13 protein-coding genes are annotated in these 20347 nt (G+C 59.2%); 6 read left to right on the top strand and 7 right to left on the bottom strand.

Annotated features, from left to right (window positions below):
- Nucleotides 1–34: 34 nt before the first annotated feature.
- From MWU38_RS11365 to MWU38_RS11350, 4 genes are read right to left on the bottom strand one after another with little or no spacing between them, the layout of a single operon-like run.
- On the bottom strand, nucleotides 35–934 hold the full coding sequence (locus MWU38_RS11365) for a metallophosphoesterase (RefSeq protein WP_247271914.1): 900 nt from the start codon (nucleotides 932–934) through the stop codon (nucleotides 35–37).
- Nucleotide 935: 1 nt separating this feature from the next.
- Nucleotides 936–2738 (bottom strand): cytochrome c3 family protein, encoded by a 1803-nt coding sequence (locus tag MWU38_RS11360; RefSeq protein ID WP_247271913.1) that lies wholly within the window; start codon nucleotides 2736–2738, stop codon nucleotides 936–938.
- A 13-nt stretch (nucleotides 2739–2751) separates the two neighbouring features.
- Nucleotides 2752–3615 carry a hypothetical protein gene (locus MWU38_RS11355; protein ID WP_247271912.1) on the bottom strand — a complete coding sequence of 288 codons (864 nt, stop codon included), beginning with the start codon at nucleotides 3613–3615 and terminating at the stop codon, nucleotides 2752–2754.
- A complete protein-coding gene (locus tag MWU38_RS11350; RefSeq protein WP_281494654.1) occupies nucleotides 3615–6137 on the bottom strand; it encodes a cyclic nucleotide-binding domain-containing protein in 2523 nt (840 codons plus the stop codon). Before MWU38_RS11350 ends, MWU38_RS11355 begins: the two co-directional genes overlap by 1 nt.
- Nucleotides 6138–6284: 147 nt before the next feature.
- Between MWU38_RS11350 and MWU38_RS11345 the strand changes: the two genes are divergently transcribed.
- The gene (locus MWU38_RS11345; RefSeq protein WP_247271911.1) at nucleotides 6285–7325 is read left to right on the top strand and encodes a tetratricopeptide repeat protein; all 1041 of its coding nucleotides are present in this window, start codon (nucleotides 6285–6287) and stop codon (nucleotides 7323–7325) included.
- Nucleotides 7326–7367: 42 nt separating this feature from the next.
- On the opposite strand, the gene MWU38_RS11340 is transcribed toward MWU38_RS11345, so the two are convergent.
- Together MWU38_RS11340 and gdhA are read right to left on the bottom strand one after the other, a co-directional pair.
- Nucleotides 7368–8453: a GAF domain-containing protein gene (locus MWU38_RS11340; RefSeq protein ID WP_247271910.1), complete on the bottom strand. Its 1086-nt coding sequence runs from the start codon at nucleotides 8451–8453 to the stop codon at nucleotides 7368–7370.
- Nucleotides 8454–8622: 169 nt separating this feature from the next.
- Nucleotides 8623–9978, bottom strand: a complete 1356-nt coding sequence (gene gdhA / locus MWU38_RS11335) for an NADP-specific glutamate dehydrogenase (RefSeq protein ID WP_247271909.1) — start codon at nucleotides 9976–9978, stop codon at nucleotides 8623–8625.
- Between the two features lie 330 nt (nucleotides 9979–10308).
- Here gdhA and MWU38_RS11330 point away from each other — a divergent pair, with 330 nt between their 5' ends.
- From MWU38_RS11330 to MWU38_RS11320, 3 genes are all read left to right on the top strand, one after another.
- Complete coding sequence (locus tag MWU38_RS11330; RefSeq protein ID WP_247271908.1) at nucleotides 10309–12051, top strand: BCCT family transporter; 1743 nt, start codon at nucleotides 10309–10311, stop codon at nucleotides 12049–12051.
- A 368-nt stretch (nucleotides 12052–12419) separates the two neighbouring features.
- Nucleotides 12420–15086: a TonB-dependent receptor gene (locus MWU38_RS11325; protein WP_247271907.1), complete on the top strand. Its 2667-nt coding sequence runs from the start codon at nucleotides 12420–12422 to the stop codon at nucleotides 15084–15086.
- Between the two features lie 74 nt (nucleotides 15087–15160).
- Nucleotides 15161–17134, top strand: coding sequence for a tetratricopeptide repeat-containing sulfotransferase family protein (locus tag MWU38_RS11320; RefSeq protein WP_247271906.1), 1974 nt, complete (start codon nucleotides 15161–15163; stop codon nucleotides 17132–17134).
- A 4-nt stretch (nucleotides 17135–17138) separates the two neighbouring features.
- Here MWU38_RS11320 and MWU38_RS11315 read toward each other — a convergent pair whose 3' ends face one another.
- Complete coding sequence (locus MWU38_RS11315; protein ID WP_247271905.1) at nucleotides 17139–17477, bottom strand: tRNA-binding protein; 339 nt, start codon at nucleotides 17475–17477, stop codon at nucleotides 17139–17141.
- A 98-nt stretch (nucleotides 17478–17575) separates the two neighbouring features.
- Between MWU38_RS11315 and MWU38_RS11310 the strand changes: the two genes are divergently transcribed.
- Both MWU38_RS11310 and MWU38_RS11305 read left to right on the top strand, forming a co-directional pair.
- Nucleotides 17576–18067, top strand: a complete 492-nt coding sequence (locus MWU38_RS11310; protein WP_348646888.1) for a (2Fe-2S)-binding protein — start codon at nucleotides 17576–17578, stop codon at nucleotides 18065–18067.
- 1 nt (nucleotide 18068) lies between these two features.
- Complete coding sequence (locus tag MWU38_RS11305; protein WP_247271904.1) at nucleotides 18069–20318, top strand: molybdopterin cofactor-binding domain-containing protein; 2250 nt, start codon at nucleotides 18069–18071, stop codon at nucleotides 20316–20318.
- Nucleotides 20319–20347: the final 29 nt, after the last annotated feature.

Below are 20347 nucleotides of genomic sequence, written 5' to 3'. Positions count from 1 at the left end.
TGAATTCGCAAAAAAATGGCTAACCCACCTTGGGTTATTCGACGCGTTCGGCGAAGAGGCCTTTCATCATCGGCTTGATATGCTCTTCAAAGCGCGCGAGCGTTTGCCAGTTGCCAACCGGCTGGAAATGCGAGACGAAATTCTGATCGCGCCAGATGTGAAGCGAATAGAAGGGCGGCTCTGCATCCACGATAGGCCGGTGGTCGGCGACATCGGTGTCCATCGGGCGAAGGTCCAATGACACGGCAGGCGCCACTGCAGGGGTGACGCTCAAGGGGATACCCTCAACCGTTGAATGCAGCGGACGGTGCAAATGCCCTGCCTGGATCGAGAGGATCTGCCTGTGCCCGCGCACCGCATCGCGGAAGCGGATCATCCACGGCTCATGCGGCTTGGGGTCCATCCAGTCGATGGAGGAGACAACCGGCGGGTGGTGAATGAACAGCACCGTGGGCGTATCGGGATGCGCCTCAAGCTGTTTGGTCAGCCAGGCGGCGCGCACTTCGCAAAAGGCGCCGCCGTGACGGCCCGGCTCAAAACTGTCGAGGCACAGGATGCGCAAAGCGTCCTCGCCTTCGCCAAGCTCCAGCGCGAACTGGGCAAAGCCATCCGCCGTCGGACACTCGGGAAAAATTTCCAGCATGGTGTCGCGGCTATCATGATTGCCGGGAATGATCTCGACCGGAATGGGGCAATCGGCGATCAGCTCGCGGATGCGGCGGTAGCACTCCGCACTGCCGTTATCGGTGAGATCGCCCGACAGTATCAGAAGATCGGGCTGCACCGGCTGAGACAAAAGGTGGCCCAGGACATTGCGAAAGCGCACGAAGTTGAACTCGTTCTCGCCCGCTTCGGGTTCGAACCCGACATGGGTGTCTGTGATCTGGGCGATCAGCACACCCTTCCGGATTTGGCTCGAAGCGCTTGGTGTCATTCTAACGCCTTAGACTGCTCAAGATTGCTGCGACATTATCGTTGGGGCCATTTCCGGGCAATTTGGGGTGATCCTCCGGTTTCCAGGGGGCGGCAGGCGTGTGATAGCCGTGGCACATGGCGCAGCTCGAAGGCACGATTTCCTCCGTTTTCACAGCACTTTCGCCCAAGTGACAATCGCGGCAGCTTTCAAGGTCGGGAAGCAGCAGATCGGTCGCTTCGCCTGATGTGTCGGCAGCGTGGCAATCGGTGCATTCGGCCACGTCTTCGCCGTGCGCTTCGTGGTCGAAAAAGCCCTTGTGCAGATATTTGTCAGGGATGTTGACCGGAACGAGGTCGGGCCTGCCATCGGTCGTGGTGCGCAAGTGGCAATCGCCGCAGGTGCCGCCTTTCTGAAGCGCTCTGGTAATCGCAAGATAAGAGCCCGAAGGCCGTCCGAAATTGGCATAATAGCGCCCGCCCGAACCGTATTGTCCGGGACGATCGCGGCCCGTGATAACGCGGCTGCGCGAGCCCAGGTTCACCTTGGCAAGGTCCTCCATCAATTCGGTCACATTACCGTGGCGAAGCGAGGTGAAGCCCCCGCCAGCCGTGCCCGAGACGAGGCTGTGGCAGGCCTCGCAAGAATCTTCCATCACCACCGGTTTGAACCCGGCAGGGGCGCTTTTGTCTTCTTCGTGGCAGTCGCTGCATTCAAGCGGCGCGCCATATTGCGAGAGGCTCATCGCCATCCGCGCAGCACCGCCCGTCCTGGAGACATGGATGTCATGCGGGAAGACAAGGCCGCTCATCTCGACCGGATTGTCATCGAGGCTGACGCGCTTTGCTTCCTTGGCGAAGTGCGCGTTGTAGAATTTGGGGCGGAATTGCGGGTGCTTGTCGCCGAAATCGCCTGCGTTTCCGAACGATACATCGGTGAGACGCGCGTCCATGTCGTTGTGGCAATCAGAGCAGAATTGCTCGTCCGATGCCTCGAGTTTGACCGGCCCTTCGTGTTCGGTGTGGCACGAGACACAGCCCAAGGGGCCTTCCTTGCCGAGTGCCTGACCAATGTCCCACTGGATCGCATCGCCCGTGCTCATCGGCGCCATGCCGGTCAGCTGGCGGTCCATCTTGGCGTGGTCGTCCAGCTCTTCGTGGCAGGTGAGACAGGTTTCGTCCTGAACCGAGACGAAGGCGGTCTGGTGGCACGCCTCGCAATTGTCCTCAAGGTCGTGGTGCGCCATGCTAAGCTCGCCCGTGCTCCATGAGGCATCGAAGAGGACGGCGCCTTCTTCGAGGTTTTCCGGATCGTTTTCGACCGGTGTGCGGAACAGGTGGGTGAAGACCGGAATGGACAGCAGAAGCACAAGGATCGCGACCGACCCAATCCACGCCATTGCGCGTTTGCTCGGCATGGCTCTTGCGAGGGCAAAGCCCGCTTCCGGATCGCCCGTTGCCTTGTCCTTGGGCGCGGGCTGAATGTTGATCTTGACCGGGCCCGCTGCTCCCGCATCGCTATCGCGAGAGACTGCGAGCAGGGCAGGGCCTACGGCAAGCTGAGCGCCCGCGTCTGGTTCAATGCGCGCTTCGGTGACGCTTTCCCCGTCGAGGGTGAAAGGCAATTCGCCAATCGCGCGCGCCGCGATCATGCCTTGCCCTGCATCGGTCAGCTTTACATGCTGAAGTTCAACCGTGAGGTCGGGCAGGTGAATGTCGCTCGCCGGATCGCGTCCGATGATGAGCTCATTCTTGTCGATCTCGCGGTCGCGCACGATCTCGCGGCCAGATTTGGCAACGGCGATGGTGCGGATCAGGAATGCCATGGCTTTGTCCCCCTCACCAATAATAGAACACGCTGATCACGTGCGCGAGGAGTGCAGCGAGCAGGGCGATCGTTGCCGGAATGTGGATGAAGAGCCAGACCTCGAGCATCGCCCTGATGCGAAGGTAGCGGCGCATTTGCGCGAGTTGTTCGGCGCGGCTTGTAAGGAGTTCGTGGACGCGCGCTTCGGCATCGCTGCCCGAGGCGGAAATGCCGGCGAGCGCCTTCCTCGTGGCGCATCCGGGATAGGAATTGGTGAGCCGTGACAGCGCGCTGCCGTGGAACACGTCCTGGCGAAGAACATCGAGGACAAGGTCGCAACATGCCCGGTCCAGCGGCTGCGCTGCGCTTTCGAGTTTCTTGTCGATCTCCGCGATACGATCAAGCATATCGCCGCCGGTCATCGTGCCACGGTTTGCAGACAGTTCTCTAGGCAGCGCTGCATAGGCATAAACGCCCCAGATACCGCTCAAAATGACGATCATCATCAACGCATAGGCGAGCGTGTGAACATTCCATCCGATCTGAAAGCCGGTGTGAAGCGTGCCCACCACAATGAGTGACAGTCCGAGGTAAACGTGCGCGCTGGTCCACGCTTTCAGGCTCCATGATCCTTCCGACATCCGGCGTTTGCGAATACCAAGAAGCGAGAGCCACACGATCAGCAAGAGGCCAATCGTGCCAAGCGTATAGCCATACCAGCTGCCGCCGTTGGGGCGCGGCTCCTGATCTATCAGCGCATAGCCAAGTATGCTCACCACGCTCAAGAGGAGTGCAACCCACAGCCAACGGAAACGGCGGTGTTTGAGGAAGCTGATATGATCAGCATCGCGCCGCTTCTCGTCTTCGGAAAATCTTGTGCCGGGAACGCTTGCCATCAGTTTTCAACGTCCTCCGTCATCTTGGCGAGGGTGAGGAACTTGTCAGGCGAGACACGGATCGCCGCGCCCGTGGGGCAGGCGCGAACGCAGGCAGGACCACCATCGATCCCGGCGCACATGTCGCATTTGACCGCCTTTTTCGCCTTGTTGGGATCGCCGTGTTCCTTGCGCCATGAATAGGACGCTTCGCCCGGACCCGGACCTGTCCCGAACATAAGCCAACTCATGAAGCTGGGTTTTTCGGGCGGAGCAGGCTCCATGCTGATTACACCGTAGGGGCAGTAGCTTTTGCAATTGCCGCAGCCGATGCAGGTGTCCTTGTTGATGTTGACCTCGCCATCCGCGCCGCGCTGGATCGCGTTGGGCGGGCAATCGGTCATGCAGTGCGGATGTTCGCAGTGGCGGCAGGAAATCGGCACGTGGAGATAGGCGAAAGTCTTGCCCGTCTCGCGGTCGAGGCGCGACAACCCTTCGTGGCTGTCCGCGCACGCCTTCTCGCAATTGTCGCAGCCAATGCACAGCCGTTCGTCAATAAGAAGCGCGTCGGTCGCCTCGCCCATACCTTCATCGAAGAGGAAAGCGGCAAGGCCGGAGAAGCTGTCGACTGTGCCGTCCTCCCTGCTTTTCTGGCTCTCGATTTCTTCGTTCGAGCGACGCCGTTCGTCCATGATCTGGCGCGCGCGCTCTCGCAATTGCGGTTTCTTGGCGAGCAGATCGAGGAAGGCTTCGCCGGGAATACGGATCACTTCGGATTTGACCGCCGCGCGCACGGTGGACATGCGCGGCTGACCGTCGATCACGCCCATTTCGCCAAACAGATTGCCCGCCGGGATAAGGCCGAGGAAGGTGGCATGGCCGCCTTCGCCTTTTTCCACGCGCATCGAACCAAAGCGCACGATGAAGACATCCTTGTCCTCGGTGTCGCCTTCGGTGACCACAGGTTTGCCCGCAGTGATTTCTTCGGTGACCGCGCTATCGACAAGAGGCTGCACGTCTTCGCGGGTGAGCCCTGAACCAAACAGTTGCAGCATCTGCCTCTCGATCGAGATGCGTTTGACCGCTTCGGCTGCTTCGGGTGAGGAGCCGATGAGTTTGAGAGCCGCCTTACGCGAAAGCTCCACCACCACCACATCCTCTGCGGCGCGCACCGTTGCGCCCCGGCGGCGGCCGGACACAAGGCCAACCTCGCCAAAGATCGAGCCTTGTTCGATTGGAACGGTGATCGAAGGATCGTTGGGATTAACCTCCACCGCGACGCTGCCTTGCGCGACGGCAAAAAGCGAGGATCCGGGTTCATCGCGCCGGAAGATCGCTTCTCCCGGCGCAAAGGCGGAACAGATGGAATCGAGCATAAGCTCGCGCATTTGCAGCGTTGAAAGACCGCCGAACAGGTCCACTTGCGTACGGTACAGCTCAAGCCAGTAATCGACGCTTCTGTTGCCTGGAAGGTTCTCGAACACCTTCTCGAGCAGCGGTTCGTCCGCCGGTTTCACCGCCTCGCCCGTGGCAAGGTATTCGATCACGTCATAGCCCTGGTTCATGCAGTGCTTTATCAGCGGATAGCCTGCAAGCGCGCCAATGACAAAGACGCCTTCCTTGGTCGTTTCGAACTCGGGCGAGAGCTTGGGAAAGGCGCTGCGGTCCTCGCTTGTAAACTCGATCCCCATGCTCTCGATGAACTTGCGCGGCGGCTGTGAACCGATACGCGTGATGATCATGTCGGCAGGGATGACCTCTTGCCCGGTCTCCGTTTCGACCACCATCTCCCCATCGCGCACTTCGGCGGGCGAGGTGCGATAGGCGATCCTCAGATAGCCTTCTTCGTCGGCCGAGGTGAGGTCGGTCGCGTTCTTGGTCTTGGCTTTTGCGAAGTCCGTGCCGCGGTTGAGAATGGTGACGGTGTTGCCGAGTGCGGGATCGGTCGCAAGGCCAAGCGCGTTCTCGATCCCCGCATCGCCTGTGCCAACCACAATCACATTCTTGTCGACGTGATCTTCGGGGTCGTCCAGCTGCGGGGTGATCATCGGATGATCGGCGCCCGGACAGCGAAGCAGGTTCGGGTTTCCTTGCGTCCCGATGGCAAGGATTATCGCTTCCGCCTGAATTGTATCGCCGTCTTTGAGCTTGATCTGAAACGCGCCCTTTTGTCCTTCGACCCCGACAACTTCGGCGTTGAGGCGCGTGTTGATCTCGAAATCCTGAACCTCGTGTTCGGGCTCAGGGATGCTGGGATCAACGATCCGGCAATGCTTGTTCCAGATGCCGAGGATGCGCTCGCGCGTGCCCTCTTCGAATTCCATGCCCGCCAGCACGCCCTCTTCATACCCGCCGCCGCGAAGCGCGAGGTCGGAAGGGGTCGCCATCACGTGCTTACCCTTTTGATATTTGAAGATGGTGTCAGAGAGGTGGTCGGTCTTTTCCAGCAGGATATGCGACATCCCGCGCTTGGCCGCCTGGCCAGCAGCGCTCATCCCCGCAGGGCCGGAGCCAATAATTGCGACTTTGAAAACGTCAGACAATCTATCCCCCCCTTTGGATAGATTAGACACTAAAGGCATTCCCGCCCGGAATACCCTCCCATTTCGAGATACAATTGCCGCTTTTGAACGGCGATGCTAGTACAAAATGCACAGAATCCGTGTATTTTTGAGGAAATGAGGGGGTAAATGGCGGACAATTCACAAGAGCCGTCCGGTGGTCAGGAGCAATCCGGACCGGAACCAACCGGCGGCCAAACCGGCAGTAAATCCGGCGGCGAATCCAGTGGCGGATCGAGTGGAAAGGCTGGCTGGGTCCTGCTCGGCGGCGCGGCTTTGCTCGCCGTCGCATCGATCGGCTACAACATCTATTCGAGCGGCGCGGACGATACGCCAGTGATGGCAGCGGCCGATGGCGCTCCCTCGATTGAGGAATTGCGCGAGGCGGCTGAAAACGCAGGCGATGACGCAGGGCCTTGGTCCGAGCTTGGCTTTGCCCATTTTGAGCGCGGTGAATTTGCCGAGGCGGTCGAAGCTTATGAGCGTGCCGTTGAGATTGACGACACCTCAGCCTCGCTCTGGTCGGCCTTGGGCGAAGCGCGGGTGATGGCGGTCGATGCCGAAGTCCCCGATGCCGATCCCCTTCCGCCAGCGGCTTTGCTCGCCTTCACCAAAGCTGTCGCGATTGACCCGAATGACCCGCGCGGGCGCTATTTCCTCGCGGTCAAGAAAGACATCGACGGCGACCATGAGGGCGCACTTGCCGGCTGGCTCGCGCTGCTCGAAGATACGCCGGTGGGCGCGCCGTGGGAAAGCGATGTTGTGCGCACCATTCAACAGGTTGCGGCGATCAACGAGATCGACGTGGAAGAGCGACTGAGCGCGGTCATGTCCACCCGTTCCCCCGAAATTGCCATTCCCGGCTCTGGCCAGATGGCAGGCGACAATGCCTCATCCAATGTCCGCGGCCCCACAGCACAACAAGTGGCCGATGCCCGCCAGATGTCTGCCGGCGATCAGGAAGCGATGATCGCTGGCATGGTCGAAAGCCTTGAGGCGCGACTTGAAGGCGATCCTGGCAACCTTGATGGTTGGGTGATGCTGATGCGCAGCCGCATGACTTTGGGGGAGACAGGAAAAGCGCGCGAGGCATTGAACAAGGCGGTTGCGGCCAATCCGGGCAATGCGGGCGAACTGCGGCGCCAAGCGGCGCAATTGGGCATCGAATGAGGGGGTGAGCCTGAAGCGGATCATTGGCCCGTCAGGCAACGGTTATTCCAGAAAAACCGCCGGGTCTGCCGACAATCGGTAACTCATGCCTTGGGCCTCAATCGACAGCTGCGATTGCCCCTTGAGGCCTGATGGAATGATCTTGGAAAGCAGCCGCGATCCGAACCCTTCGCGCTGAGAGGCTTGGCTCTTCTCGCTTGGCTCGGTCCAGCTTTCCTTCCATTCAAACTGCACTTCGTCGCCCGAGGTGACGAAGACGCGAACCTGTCCATCGGCCCGCGAGAATGCCCCGTGTTTGGCCGAGTTTGTCGCCAGTTCGCCAAGCATGAGCGTCATAAGAAACGCGGCACGCTCTGACACAAGCAGGTTGCCCGTGTTCTCAAGCTCGATCTGGCTGCTCTCCTGCATCGAGCGATAGGGCGCGATCACACCATCGAACAGGTCGGTGAAACTGATCGGGCGATAACGGTTGGCGGCAAGCAGCGCCTGCATCTGCGCCATCGACTGAATGCTTTCAGCCACATTGCGCTTGAAGGAGACAACATCGTTTTCCGACTTTGCAAGGACAGCGATAAGCCCTGACATCTGCGCATAGACATTGCCGAAGCGGTGCTGAAGCTCCTGATTGGCAAGGTCGAGATCCTCGGTCCGCTGATCGCGCGCGGCCGTTTCAATTTCTCCCATCACGCTTGCGGCAAGGTCTTTCAAAATCTCGCGGTCGCCCGAAGAGAAATCTCCTCTCGGCTTGCTGTCAATCACGCACAGGGACCCGATTGCATAACCGTCCGAGGTCACAAGCGGTGCGCCCGCGTAAAAGGCGACATTGGGCGTGCCGGTCACCAGCGGATTGGTTTTGAAACGGTCATCAGATTGCGCGTCAAGCACCACGAAAAGGTCATCGGGATCGCTGATTGTCTGGTTGCACAGCGCGATGTCGCGGGCGGTTTCATCCACGTCCATGCCGACCTTGGACTTGAACCATTGCCTGTCTGAATCGATCAACGAAATGAGCGCGATCGGTGCCTCAAAGGCATTGCTCGCGAGCCTCGTCAGTCGATCAAAGCGGTCCTCTGGCGAGGTATCAAGAAGCCCGGTTTCAATCAGTCGTTTCAGCCGTTCCCGTTCCATAGGAACAGCTTTAGCATAGTCGTTCGGGATTTGAAGCCAATGATGCAGGACAATCCAGTATGTCTCCGCATATGAGGCGGTCCGCGTGGACGCTTGGCCGGGGCATGAAAAAAGGGCGCTTCCCACGAGGGAAGCGCCCCTTTTCTTGTTATACGATGAAGGTCAGGTTCTAGACCACGCCAAATGCCAGCATCGCATCGGCCACCTTTTTGAAGCCTGCGATATTGGCGCCTTTCACATAGTCGACATAGCCATCGCCCTGATCGCCATATTCGGTGCACTTTTCGTGGATGCCTTCCATCAGATCGGTCAGCATTTCACCAAGGCGTTCGTGGTTCCAGCTGATGCGTTCGGAGTTCTGGCTCATCTCGAGGCCGGACACCGCCACGCCGCCCGCATTGGCCGCTTTACCCGGACCGTACAGGATTTTCGCATCGTGGAAGACTTTTACCCCGTCGAGCGTGGTCGGCATGTTCGCGCCTTCCGACACGCCCTTGACCCCGTTGTCGACGAGCGTTTTGGCCTCGTCCTCGTTGAGCTCGTTCTGCGTTGCGCAGGGCAGGGCAAGGTCACACGAGACATCCCACGGGCGTTTGCCTTCGTGGAAAGAAGCGTTGGTGAAGTGATCGGCATATTCGCTGATCCGGCCACGCTTGACGTTTTTCAGGTTTTTGACCCAGTCGATCTTTTCCTGATCGATGCCGTCGGGATCGTGAATGAAGCCGCCTGAATCCGACAAGGTCAAAACCTTGCCGCCAAGCTGCGTGATTTTTTCAGCGGCGTGCGTTGCGACATTGCCCGAACCTGAAATGACGGCAGTGTGCCCTTCGACATCCATGCCCTGGTGCTTGAGCATGTTCTGCAGGAAATACACCGCGCCATAGCCGGTTGCCTCGGGGCGCATTTGCGAGCCGCCATATTCCTGACCCTTGCCGGTCAGAACGCCTTCCCAGCGGCCCGTGATGCGTTTGTATTGACCGAACATATAGCCGATCTCGCGCCCGCCAACGCCGATGTCGCCCGCTGGCACGTCGGTGTCGGGGCCGATGTGGCGATAAAGTTCTGTCATGAAGCTTTGGCAAAAACGCATCACTTCCGCATCGGACTTGCCCTTCGGGTTGAAGTTCGCGCCGCCTTTGCCTCCGCCCATTGGAAGACCGGTGAGCGAGTTCTTGAACGTCTGTTCAAACGCGAGAAATTTGAGAACGCTTTCGGTCACCGATGGGTGAAAGCGAATGCCGCCTTTATAAGGGCCGATGGCGTTGTTGTTCTGGACCCGCCAGCCGCGCTGGACGCGGATGTTGTGATTGTCATCTTCCCAGCAGACGCGGAAAGATACGATGCGGTCAGGCTCTGCAATCCGGCGCAGGATCTGCGCCTCGTGATATTCGACCTTGTCGGCCATGAACTCGAAAATGTCCTGGGCGACCTCATGGACCGCCTGGACAAATTCCGCTTGCCCCGGATTGCGCTTCTTCACGCCTTCCATGAATTGTTCGAGATTTACGTGATCGGAAACCGGCATTGTTTTCCCCCCTTTGATGAAACAACGCGACCGCTTTTTGTTTTTATGCGTGGGCGCTTTATCCCCGCAAAGTCCCAATGGCGCAAGTGAAAGGATACACACTTGGATAACCCGCCTGGCCGCACCATCCGGCACAGTGGGGCGGTCGGCGAGATGGGCGGAACAAAGGCGAAGGCTTGCAAATGATAGCCGAACTTGGGTAGACCGTTCACCGGAGCAAGCGCAGCCATCAGAGCTTTCGCGCAGCTGGGCTCACTCTTTCAGTCCGGCAATAACATGGGTCGCCGGTCATACGATCGTGTGCGGCCACAATTCGGATGCACATTTTTCATGCACAGCCCGCAAGCTGACCAAACTGCCGATGGGAACACTGGCGCTGATCTCCCGATTGCGCCCCCTTTGGTGGAATTGCCAATCGATACCCACGACAAGGGCTTTTACGACGGTTTTTCCCGTGAAGTGGCCATTCCGGGCAAGGTGATCGTTTCTTTCCTGATCATCTGGGCGATTTTCTTTCCCGCAGGCGCCATCGCCACGCTTGAGATCGCAAACAATTCGATCATCGAGATTTTCGGCGGCTGGTATGTCTATCTGGTGGCCGCGCTCATCGTAATCTGTCTCGGCCTTGCGCTGTGGCCGGGGGCGGGTTCGCTGCGATTGGGTGCGCCGGATGAAAAACCCGAATTCTCCCGCTTTTCGTGGTTTGCCATGCTGTTTGGCGCAGGGATCGGGATCGGGATGCTGACCTTCTCTACCGGAGAGCCGCTCGCCCACTTCTCGAACAATCCCGATATCATTCGCGGCACCATCGATGCGCGCTCCGCCGAAGCGGTGCGTCCGGCCTATATGTACACCTTCCTGCACTGGGGTTTTGGTGCGTGGTGCACCTATGCGCTGGTGGGGCTGGGGATCGCCTATGTATCGCACCGCCGCGGTCTTCCGCTGACCATCCGGTCAAGCCTTGCGCCGCTGTTCGGTGAGAAACTGTCGGGTTTTTGGGGGCACATAGTGGACGTGGTTGCGGTTGTCGCGACGATCCTTGGCGTATCCTACACCATGGGCTTTGGCGTTGAACAGTTTGTGGCCGGATTATACCGCGTCGGGCTTGGCGACTGGTTGATGGTTGCGGATGAAGAGACCGGGCAGCTGGGCGCATCGGCCCTCGCGATCATTGTCGCTTTGGTGGTGCTTGTCGGTGCCTCTACCATCAGCGCGCTTTCCGGCATTGGCAGGGGCATCAAATGGCTGTCCAACATTAACATGGGGCTGTCCCTTGCGCTGCTTATCCTGTTTGTCGTGGTGGGTTCCGGCTTCTACGCGCTTCAGCTTCTGGGGCAGGGCTTGTGGGATTACATCGTCACCTTGCCCCAGCAAACTCTCACCCTTTACGACAGCGATGGCAGCGATGTGGGTGATGCACTGGTCGATTGGCAGTTGGGCTGGACCGTTATGTATTGGGCCTGGTGGATCGCCTTTGCGCCGTTTGTGGGCATGTTCATCGCGCGCATTTCCAAGGGGCGCACGCTTCGCGAATATGTGCTGGGTGTTGCCATGGTCCCATCGCTCATGTGCTTTGTGTGGATGACGCTGGTGGGGGGCACTGCGATTGATCTGGAACTTTCGGGCGTTGCAGGCGGCTCGATCGTCGATGCACCCATGGCCGACCAATTGTTTGCAACGCTTGCCCTTCTGCTCGATCCGACAGTGGCGTCGATCGTTGCAGCGATGATCGTCCTCCTGCTCATGACCTATCTCGTCACTTCAGCCGACAGTGCGATCCTTATTGTCAACACCATCAATGGCGCTGGCGAAGATGAAGGGCAAAGGCGCTATCACATCGTCTTCTGGGGCATTGCGCTTGCCATGGTGGTTGGCTCGATGCTCATCCTTGGCGGGCTCGAAGCCATCCGCATCACCATGATTATCGGCGCATTGCCGTTTTCCTTCGTGGTGTTTCTGATGGGAATCGCGATTGTGAAAGCGGTGGTCTTCGACCTCATCCGCAAAAAGCACGGCGTGCCCACCACGGCGGAGGCTTGCGAGAACTGGGATGGCGAAGTCCCCGCTTCGTGAGGACTTTGCGCAACACTTGTATTGATCAAGTAAAAGCAAACGAATAAAACTAGCGGAAGGGTTTTTACAAAGTAGATTCAGGTTTACTTGAAAAACCCATCAAAAGATTAGACACATTTTGATGGTTGCGCTTGCGTATACATAAAGATTTTCTTGCCTTCCAATACATTGTTGTTTCATTGCAACACTGTTTGGCAGCTTTGAAGAATTAGGGGCTGTGCTGTGGCCAGCCTCGCTTCGTCTTGTTACCTGCCGCGCCAGCGCGCCCCGTGTTTTGTCTTTCGATGAAATATGTTGAGCGCGCTCTTCCTGGATGAGTAGGCGCATCTGTCGCGCCGCACCCTTCATCCGCAGGTTAAAAGGATTACATGATGAAGAACCTTATTACCGGCGCGTCGCTGGGCGCGTTGGCGGTTGCAATTGCTTCACCTGCCGCTGCGCAGGATATGCCTGCACCCCAAGCTGAAGAACAACAGCCTGCACAAGAAAGAGCGGGCGGCGTTGGTACCATCGTCGTCACCGCACAGCGTCGCAGCGAAGATCTGCAGGACGTGCCGATTTCGGTTTCGGCCATCGGTGAAGAGCAGCTCGACGAGCTGAACATCGATACTTTCGAAGATTACCTCGACCAGATCCCGTCGGTTACCGCCGGCGGCAATGGTCCGGGCCAAAGCACGATCTACATTCGCGGTCTTGCATCGACCACGCCCAACATCACCGTTGCAGGCGTCGCAGGTCTTGCTCCGAACGTTGCGCTTTACCTGAATGACCAACCGCTTTCACAGCCTGGCCGTAACCTCGACGTTTACGCCGCTGACCTTGAGCGGATCGAAGTTCTCTCAGGTCCGCAAGGCACTCTGTTTGGCGCAAGCTCGCAAGCAGGCGTTGTGCGCCTCATCACCAACAAGCCTGATCTTTCCGGCTTTTCAGCCAAGTCCTCGGCTGGCGTTTCCTTCACCAAGGGCGGTGAAGCAAGCTACCAGGGCGAGTTCATGATCAACGTGCCGGTCACCGACACGTTCGCGCTTCGCGGTGTCGCCTACCTCGATGACCAGGGCGGCTACATCGACAACGTCCCGGGCACCCGCGACCTCAGCGAGAGCGCGCGTTTCCGTCCAGAGGGCACCGTTCGGGCCAATGGTGTGCCGGTATCGGCAGTGCGCGCCGGTTTCCAATCGACCGACGACCTTTCGGACGTGACCTTCCTCGAAGCCGACAATGCCGGCATCGCACAGGACGATTTCAACGACACGACCTATGCCGGTTTCCGCGTTTCGGGTCTGTGGGAAATCACTCCTGACTGGACCATCAACGTCTCGCACCAGCGTCAGAGCCTTGAATCAGACGGTGTGTTCTTCGTTGATCCAACTCTCGACGATCTTGCGATCGAGCGTTTTGAAGAAGACCGTCTCGAAGACGATTTCTCCAACACAAGCTGGACCGTCGAAGGCCGCATCGGCTGGCTCGATGTGATCTACACCGGCGCTTACACCGATCGTGAAAGCGAGCAGCGCGCCGACTACACCGACTACCTGTTCGCAGGGCAATATCTGCCATACTACATCTGTGACGGCTCGGTGTCCTATCCCGGTGCGGGCAACGACCCGAGCGGCACCTGTCAGGCGCCAAACCTCTACATCAACTCGCTGTCGAACACCGAAGTGTTTACGCAAGAACTGCGTTTCTCGACGCCTGATGACTGGCGTGTGAGCGTTCAGGCCGGTGCGTTTTATTCCGACCTCACCCTCGAAGAGCGTGTTGACTTTGCCTATCCGGGCAACGTTCTGGCGCAGCCTTTCGGTCCGTTTGCTCCCAACTTCCCGCAAACGACCGGCTTTACATCGGACGCGGGGCCGTTCCCGGCAGAGACGATCTTCCGCAACGACATCCGCCGGACCGACGAACAGCTCGGTTTCTTTGGTGAAGCCAATTTTGACATTGTGCCTGACCTGCTTTCGGTGACTTTGGGCGCGCGTTACTACGACGTCGAAGTCGACTTTGAAGGTTCGGCCAACGGCTCGTTCTGTAACTCGGGCGCAGCGCAGGATGCCAATGCGTTCGGCACCGACATCAGCGATCTGTATAATGGCGATGGCCAGTTTACCTTTATCGGATCGTGTAACGCGGACCTTCGTCAAACCTTTGACCTCAACGACAGCCTCGAAGACATCCAGGCCGCCGGCCTGACCGAAGCGCAGGCAACGCAGGTCTTTAACGCCATCCGCGCGCCCGACGTGGCCGAAACCAGCGGCGTTATCTTCAAAGGCACCGTCACTCTGACGCCGACGCCTGACACGCTGGTCTATGCGACCTATTCGGAAGGCTTCCGTCCCGGCTTCCTCAACCGTCCCGGCGGTGCTGTGGGTGCTGGCGGGTTCGTCGTGCCGTTTGAGCTCGAAACCGATGAAGTGAAGAACTACGAACTGGGCTGGAAACTCGACCTTATCGATGGTCAGTTCCGCTGGAACGGTTCGGCGTTCTTTGTCGATATCTCGAACCTGCAAACGCAGATTTTCGACCCTTCGATCACCAACCTCTTCTTCTCGTCCAACGCGGCGGATGCAGAGATTTACGGGATTGAATCGGACTTCACCGTTGCGCCGTATTCGACACCGGGCCTGACCTTTGCAGGCGCGTTCTCGATCCTCGACACCGAGATCACCGACGTCCTTATCCCGACCAACGATGTGATCGCCGGCGAAGAACTGGCCTATGCGCCAAGCTTCCAGGGCAACATCCGCATGCGTTACGAATGGGATGTGTCGGACACGCTTGAGGCTTATATCCAGCCGCAGATGACCTATTCGGCATCCAAGTTCACCGACATCATCGAGATCAACAAGATCAAGCTCGACAGCTACACCACCTTCGACCTGTCAGCAGGCGTGAAGGCGGACCGCTGGGGCTTTGAGGTCTTCGGTGAGAACCTCTCTGATGAGCGCGCCGAAGTCTCCGGTGTCTTTGGCAACGACCGCGAGCGCATCATCATCAACCGTCCGCTGACGGTGGGTATGCGCGTTTCGTTCGACTATTAATCGAACGGCACAATTTTAAAGCGGCGGGAGTGGCAGATGTTCACTCCCGCCGTTTTGCTGTCTAAGGCATATCCATGAGCCGCTCCGAGCAACTTCAATCCGCGCAAAAAGCGCTTCAAGCGGGCCAGTTTGAGGCGGGGCTTCAGACGGCCAAGGGTCTTCTTGCTGACGATCCAAGCGATGGCGAGGCGCTCTACATGGCGGCGGTCGCGTGCCGCTACTTGAAGCGTTTTGACGAGGCGGGTGAGCACCTGAATGCACTGCACTCCGCTATGCCCGAATATGGCCGCGCGTGGCAGGAGCAAGGGCATCTGGCTCTGGCGCGCGGCGATGAGCAGGGCGCTTTGGCCGCGTTTACGCGGGCGACCCGGTTCAATCCGGCGCTGGAGGCAAGCTGGCGCGAGCAAGCTCGCCTTGAGGCTGCGCGCGGGCGCATGGCAGAGGCGAATGTAGCAAAAGCGCAGCAGGAGCGGATTGCCCGGCTTCCACGCGAGCTTGTGGCGGTTACCAATCACCTTGCCGAAGGACGCATTGCCTGGGCCGAGGAGATTTGCCGCCATTATTTGCTAACTCATCCAACCCGCGATGCAGCGCACATCGAGGGGATGCGCCTTCTTGCCAGGATCGGTATTGAGTTGGGTGTCTTGGACGATGCCGAATTCCTGCTCGAAAGCGCGGTCGAATTTTCGCCCGACGACGTGCAATTGCGGCTCGATTACATTGACGCTCTACGGCGGCGGCAAAAGTCGGCGGAGGCGCTCGAACAGGCCGAATTGCTCATCAAACGCGATCCTGGCAGCCCCGTTTTCCAATCGCGCCTTGCGATCGAGCGCATCCAGATGGGCGATTATGAAGGAGGCTTGGCGCTCTTCGACAAGGTCCTCGAAAAGCTCCCCAACGACCCCGCCAGCCTGACAAGTCGCGGCCATGCGCTCAAGACGAAGGGCGATAGGGGCGAGGCGGAAGAAAGCTACCGCGCCGCGATTGCCGCCAAGCCCGACCACGGCGATGCCTATTACGCGCTCGCCAACCTCAAGACCTACCGTTTTGACGAGGGCGAAATCACCGCGATGAAGGCCCAGGTCGAGCGGCCGGACCTTGCTTTCATGGACCGCGTCCACCTTCACTTTGCACTTGCCAAGGCGTGCGAGGACGAGCGCGATTACGAGGCGGCTTTCAAGAATTACGACGCGGGTAACAGCCTCAAGCGTGCGCAGACCCGCTATAAGGCTGAAGCCATGACCAAAGAGCTTGCGCGGCAAAAAGAACATTGCACGCGCGAGCTTTTTGAACGCCACCAAGGGGCAGGGCACAAGGCCCACGACCCGATCTTTATCCTCGGGCTTCCCCGCGCTGGCTCTACCTTGCTTGAGCAAATCCTCGCCAGTCACAGCCAGATCGACGGGACGCTGGAATTGCCCAACATCCTGGCGCTTGCCCACCGGCTTCGCGGGCGCAAGGCGGGGCAGTCGCTTTACCCGCAAATCTTGCATGACCTGACACCCGAGCAACTTGAAAAATTCGGGGCGGATTTCATCGAGAACACCCGCATCCACCGACAGGGCGCGCCGTTCTTCATCGACAAGATGCCAAACAATTTCCGGCACATCGGGCTCATCCATCTGATCCTGCCTAATGCCAAGATCATTGATGCAAGGCGTGCGCCGATGGATTGCTGTTTTTCAGGCTTCAAGCAACTCTTCGCCGAAGGTCAGGAATTCACTTACGGCTTGCACGAAATCGGCCAGTACTACGCCGATTATGTCGATCTGATGGACCATTGGGACACTGTGCTGCCGGGCAAGGTCCTGCGCGTGCAACACGAAGATGTGCTCGACGATCTTGAGGGGCAGACGCGGCGAATGCTCGACTTCCTGAACGTGCCGTTTGAGGAACAATGCCTCACCTTCCACAAGACCGAGCGCGCCGTTCGCACAGCGTCCTCTGAACAGGTTCGCCAGCCGATCAACCGCAAGGGGCAGGATGCGTGGAAACCGTTTGAGCCTTGGCTGGACCCTTTGAAAGAGGCGCTTGGCCAGCACCTCTAAGCGGTCACATCAGGCGCGACCCCTTGGGCACGTGCTTGTCCGGTGCGGCCAGCACAATCGCGCCCTGAGCATCCTCAAAACCCAGCACCAAAATCTCGCTCATAAACGGGCCAATCTGGCGCGGCGGGAAATTGACCACCGCCATTACCGTGCGGCCAATCAGGCTTTCCGGCGTGTAATGCACGGTGATCTGCGCCGAGCTTTTCTTCACGCCCAATTCGCCGCCAAAATCGACCCACAGCTTGATCGCGGGCTTGCGCGCTTCGGGGAAAGGTTCGGCCCGCACGACCTCGCCTGTGCGAATGTCGACCTTCAGAAATTCATCGAATGAAATCTCAGCCATGCTGTCTCCTCGTGCGCGCGCCCAATTCGCGCTTTGACTTCGCCGCTATGACAGATAGATTGCAGCCAGCAACCTAGCAAAAGCAAGTGAGACACACCGTGGCCAATTTCGTCCTCAACGGGCAAGCCGTCACCATTGACGCCGATCCCAATATGCCGCTCCTTTGGGCGGTGCGCGAGAAATTGGGGCTTACCGGCACCAAATTCGGTTGCGGAATTGCGCAGTGCGGGGCGTGCACCATGCACCTCGACGGCGATCCGATCCGCTCTTGCTCCACGCCTGTGAGCATGGCCGAGGGCCGCGAGGTGACCACGATCGAGGGCGTGAGCGGTGAGGCCGGGAATGGGGACGGTTTGGCCAGCGCCATTCAGGCCGCATGGATTTCAGAGCAAGTGCCCCAATGCGGATACTGCCAATCGGGCCAGATCATGAGCGCCACCGCGCTCCTTCGCGACAACCCGTCGCCAAGTGACGATGATATCGACGCGGCCATGCGCGGCAATATCTGCCGCTGCGGAACCTACACTCGCATCCGCCGTGCGATCAAGGTCGCCAGCGGACAGGCTCAACCCCGCGAAGAGGAGGCATAAGATGAACGATATGTCTCCTGATAAGAAGGAACGCTCGAAACTCGCCAAATGGAGCCGCCGCGGCTTTATCGGCGCAGGCGTGCTCGCTGGCGGCGGGCTGCTGATTGGCATTGGCGTGCGGCCCGGCAATCCGGTGGGTGCGCTTTCGCCGAAAGTGGCGGGCGCTGGTGAAAACCTCGTCAACAGCTGGGTCAAGATCGGCGCTGACAACATCGTCACCGCGATCGTGCCCCACTGCGAAATGGGGCAGGGCGCGCACTCGGTGCTTGCCCAAATGCTCGCTGACGAGCTTGACGCGGACTGGGACAAGGTGCGCGTGCAGCAAGCGCCCACCGATGGCTCTTACGTTGTGACCGACACCGCGCGCATGTTCGTTGCGCCCTTCACCATGAACGCCGCCGACTGGATCGAGCCGACGTGGAACGGCCTGTTCACGCAAATCGCACGGATGGCCGATGCGATGATCACTGGCGGTTCCTCCTCGATCCGCACAACGGGGCAACACTCGATGCGCATTGCGGGCGCTGCGGCGCGCGGGATGCTGGTGGGGGCAGCAGCTCAAAGCTGGGATGTGCCAGCAAGCGAAATTACCACCGAAAACTCGACCCTGATCCACAAAGCGTCGGGCAAATCCGCGCCTTATGCCGAATTTGCCAGCGCCGCTGCGCATCAGCCGATGGACCAGACGCCGCGCCTCAAGACGCCGGATCAATACCGTCTCATGGGTAAAAGCAAGGCGCGTACCGATATTCCCGCCAAGATCAACGGCACGGCCGAATTTGGCATCGACGCCGTGCCAGAGGGGCTCGACCTTTCCTACGCCGCCGTGGTGCGCCCGCCTGTTCCCGGCACCACAGTCGTGAGCATGAACGCCGAACAGGCCAAGACCATGAGCGGGGTTCTCCAGATCCTCAACATGGGCAATTTCGTGGCGCTTGTGGCTGACAGCTATTGGCAGGCGCAACAGGCGATCAATACGATCCAGATCGAGTGGAGCCGGTCGGAAAGCCCGATCCTTACCATGGACGATCAATACGCCGCCTTCGCCGCCGCTCTGGACGAAGCGGGTGAGACAGGCGGCGATGAAGCAGCGAAGAAGGGCGACGCGCAAGGGGCGCTCGCCTCGGCTGCGACAACGATTGATGCCGAATACCGCGTGCCCTTTCTTGCGCACGCTCCGATGGAGCCGATCAACTGCACGGCTTACGTGAAAGACGGCAAATGCGACATCTGGGCCAGCACGCAGGTCCCCTTGATGGCAAGAAGCGGTGTTGCCGAAACGCTTGGAATTTCGGCTAACGATGTAACGGTGCACCACCCTTATATTGGTGGCGGTTTCGGGCGGCGTTTGGGCGCTGATGAAATGTCGATGGCCGCGCGCGTGGCGGCGGCGACCGGCTATCCGGTCAAGATGATCTGGAGCCGCGAGGAAGACACGCAAAAGGCGCTTTATCGCTGCGCTGATCTGGCGCGGATGCGTGCAGGCCTTGACGAAAGCGGCAAACTGGTCGCGTTCGACCACGCCTTTACCCAGCGCCACGACCCTGCCGAAGCGTGCGTGCCCGCGATGTATGACATTGCGAACACATCCGTGCGTGTCGCGCCGGCAGAGTTGCATCTGCCGTTTCAGGCCTGGCGCTCGGTCGACCATTCGCAGCAGGGCTTTTTCATTGAAAGCTTTATCGACGAAGCTGCGCACGCGGCGGGGGCTGACCCGCTCGAATATCGCATGGAAATGCTCAAAGGATCAGCCCGCCACGTGGCGGTGCTTCAAAAGCTTGCCGAGATCAGCGACTGGAATGTCGAAACGGCTGAAGGCCATGCCAAGGGCGTTGCCATGGTCGAGAGTTTCGGCACCATCGTCGGCGAAGTGATCGAGGTCGATATGACCTCTGGCAAACCAAGGCTCGTCAATGCCTGGGCGGTCTGCGATGCGGGCTATGTGATGAACCCCGATGGCTTCAAGAACCAGATCGAAGGTGGCATCGTCTTTGGCCTTACCGCGGCGATGTATGGCGAGCTGGAGCTTGAGGACGGCGCGATTAAACAGAGCAACTTCCACGATTATAGAATGCTGCGCATGGACGAGACGCCCAATATCGAAGTGGCGTTGATCAATTCCGGCGATGTGCCGGTCGGCGGGGCGGGTGAGCCGGGATTGCCGCCTGCTGCACCTGCCTTTACCAACGCGATTTTTGCCGCGACGGGCAAGCGCTTGCGTATGCTGCCGGTGGCGAAGCAATTCGCGTGACACGCTCGCATCAGGGGAGAGATTTAAGG

The sequence above is a fragment of the Qipengyuania sp. S6317L1 genome (genome assembly GCF_023015615.1).
Classification (GTDB): Bacteria; Pseudomonadota; Alphaproteobacteria; order Sphingomonadales; family Sphingomonadaceae; genus Erythrobacter.
The sequence above is the reverse complement of the archived record's forward strand: the minus strand, read 5'-3'. Positions and strand labels throughout refer to the sequence as shown.

Bases quoted from the DNA above. Each gene is read 5' to 3' on its own strand.
- MWU38_RS11365 (WP_247271914.1), bottom strand. From the start codon at position 934: ATGACACCAAGCGCTTCGAGCCAAATCCGGAAGGGTGTGCTGATCGCC.
- MWU38_RS11360 (WP_247271913.1), bottom strand. From the start codon at position 2,738: ATGGCATTCCTGATCCGCACCATCGCCGTTGCCAAATCTGGCCGCGAG.
- MWU38_RS11355 (WP_247271912.1), bottom strand. From the start codon at position 3,615: ATGGCAAGCGTTCCCGGCACAAGATTTTCCGAAGACGAGAAGCGGCGC.
- MWU38_RS11345 (WP_247271911.1), top strand. From the start codon at position 6,285: ATGGCGGACAATTCACAAGAGCCGTCCGGTGGTCAGGAGCAATCCGGA.
- MWU38_RS11340 (WP_247271910.1), bottom strand. From the start codon at position 8,453: ATGGAACGGGAACGGCTGAAACGACTGATTGAAACCGGGCTTCTTGAT.
- gdhA (WP_247271909.1), bottom strand. From the start codon at position 9,978: ATGCCGGTTTCCGATCACGTAAATCTCGAACAATTCATGGAAGGCGTG.
- MWU38_RS11330 (WP_247271908.1), top strand. From the start codon at position 10,309: ATGCACAGCCCGCAAGCTGACCAAACTGCCGATGGGAACACTGGCGCT.
- MWU38_RS11325 (WP_247271907.1), top strand. From the start codon at position 12,420: ATGATGAAGAACCTTATTACCGGCGCGTCGCTGGGCGCGTTGGCGGTT.
- MWU38_RS11320 (WP_247271906.1), top strand. From the start codon at position 15,161: ATGAGCCGCTCCGAGCAACTTCAATCCGCGCAAAAAGCGCTTCAAGCG.
- MWU38_RS11315 (WP_247271905.1), bottom strand. From the start codon at position 17,477: ATGGCTGAGATTTCATTCGATGAATTTCTGAAGGTCGACATTCGCACA.
- MWU38_RS11305 (WP_247271904.1), top strand. From the start codon at position 18,069: ATGAACGATATGTCTCCTGATAAGAAGGAACGCTCGAAACTCGCCAAA.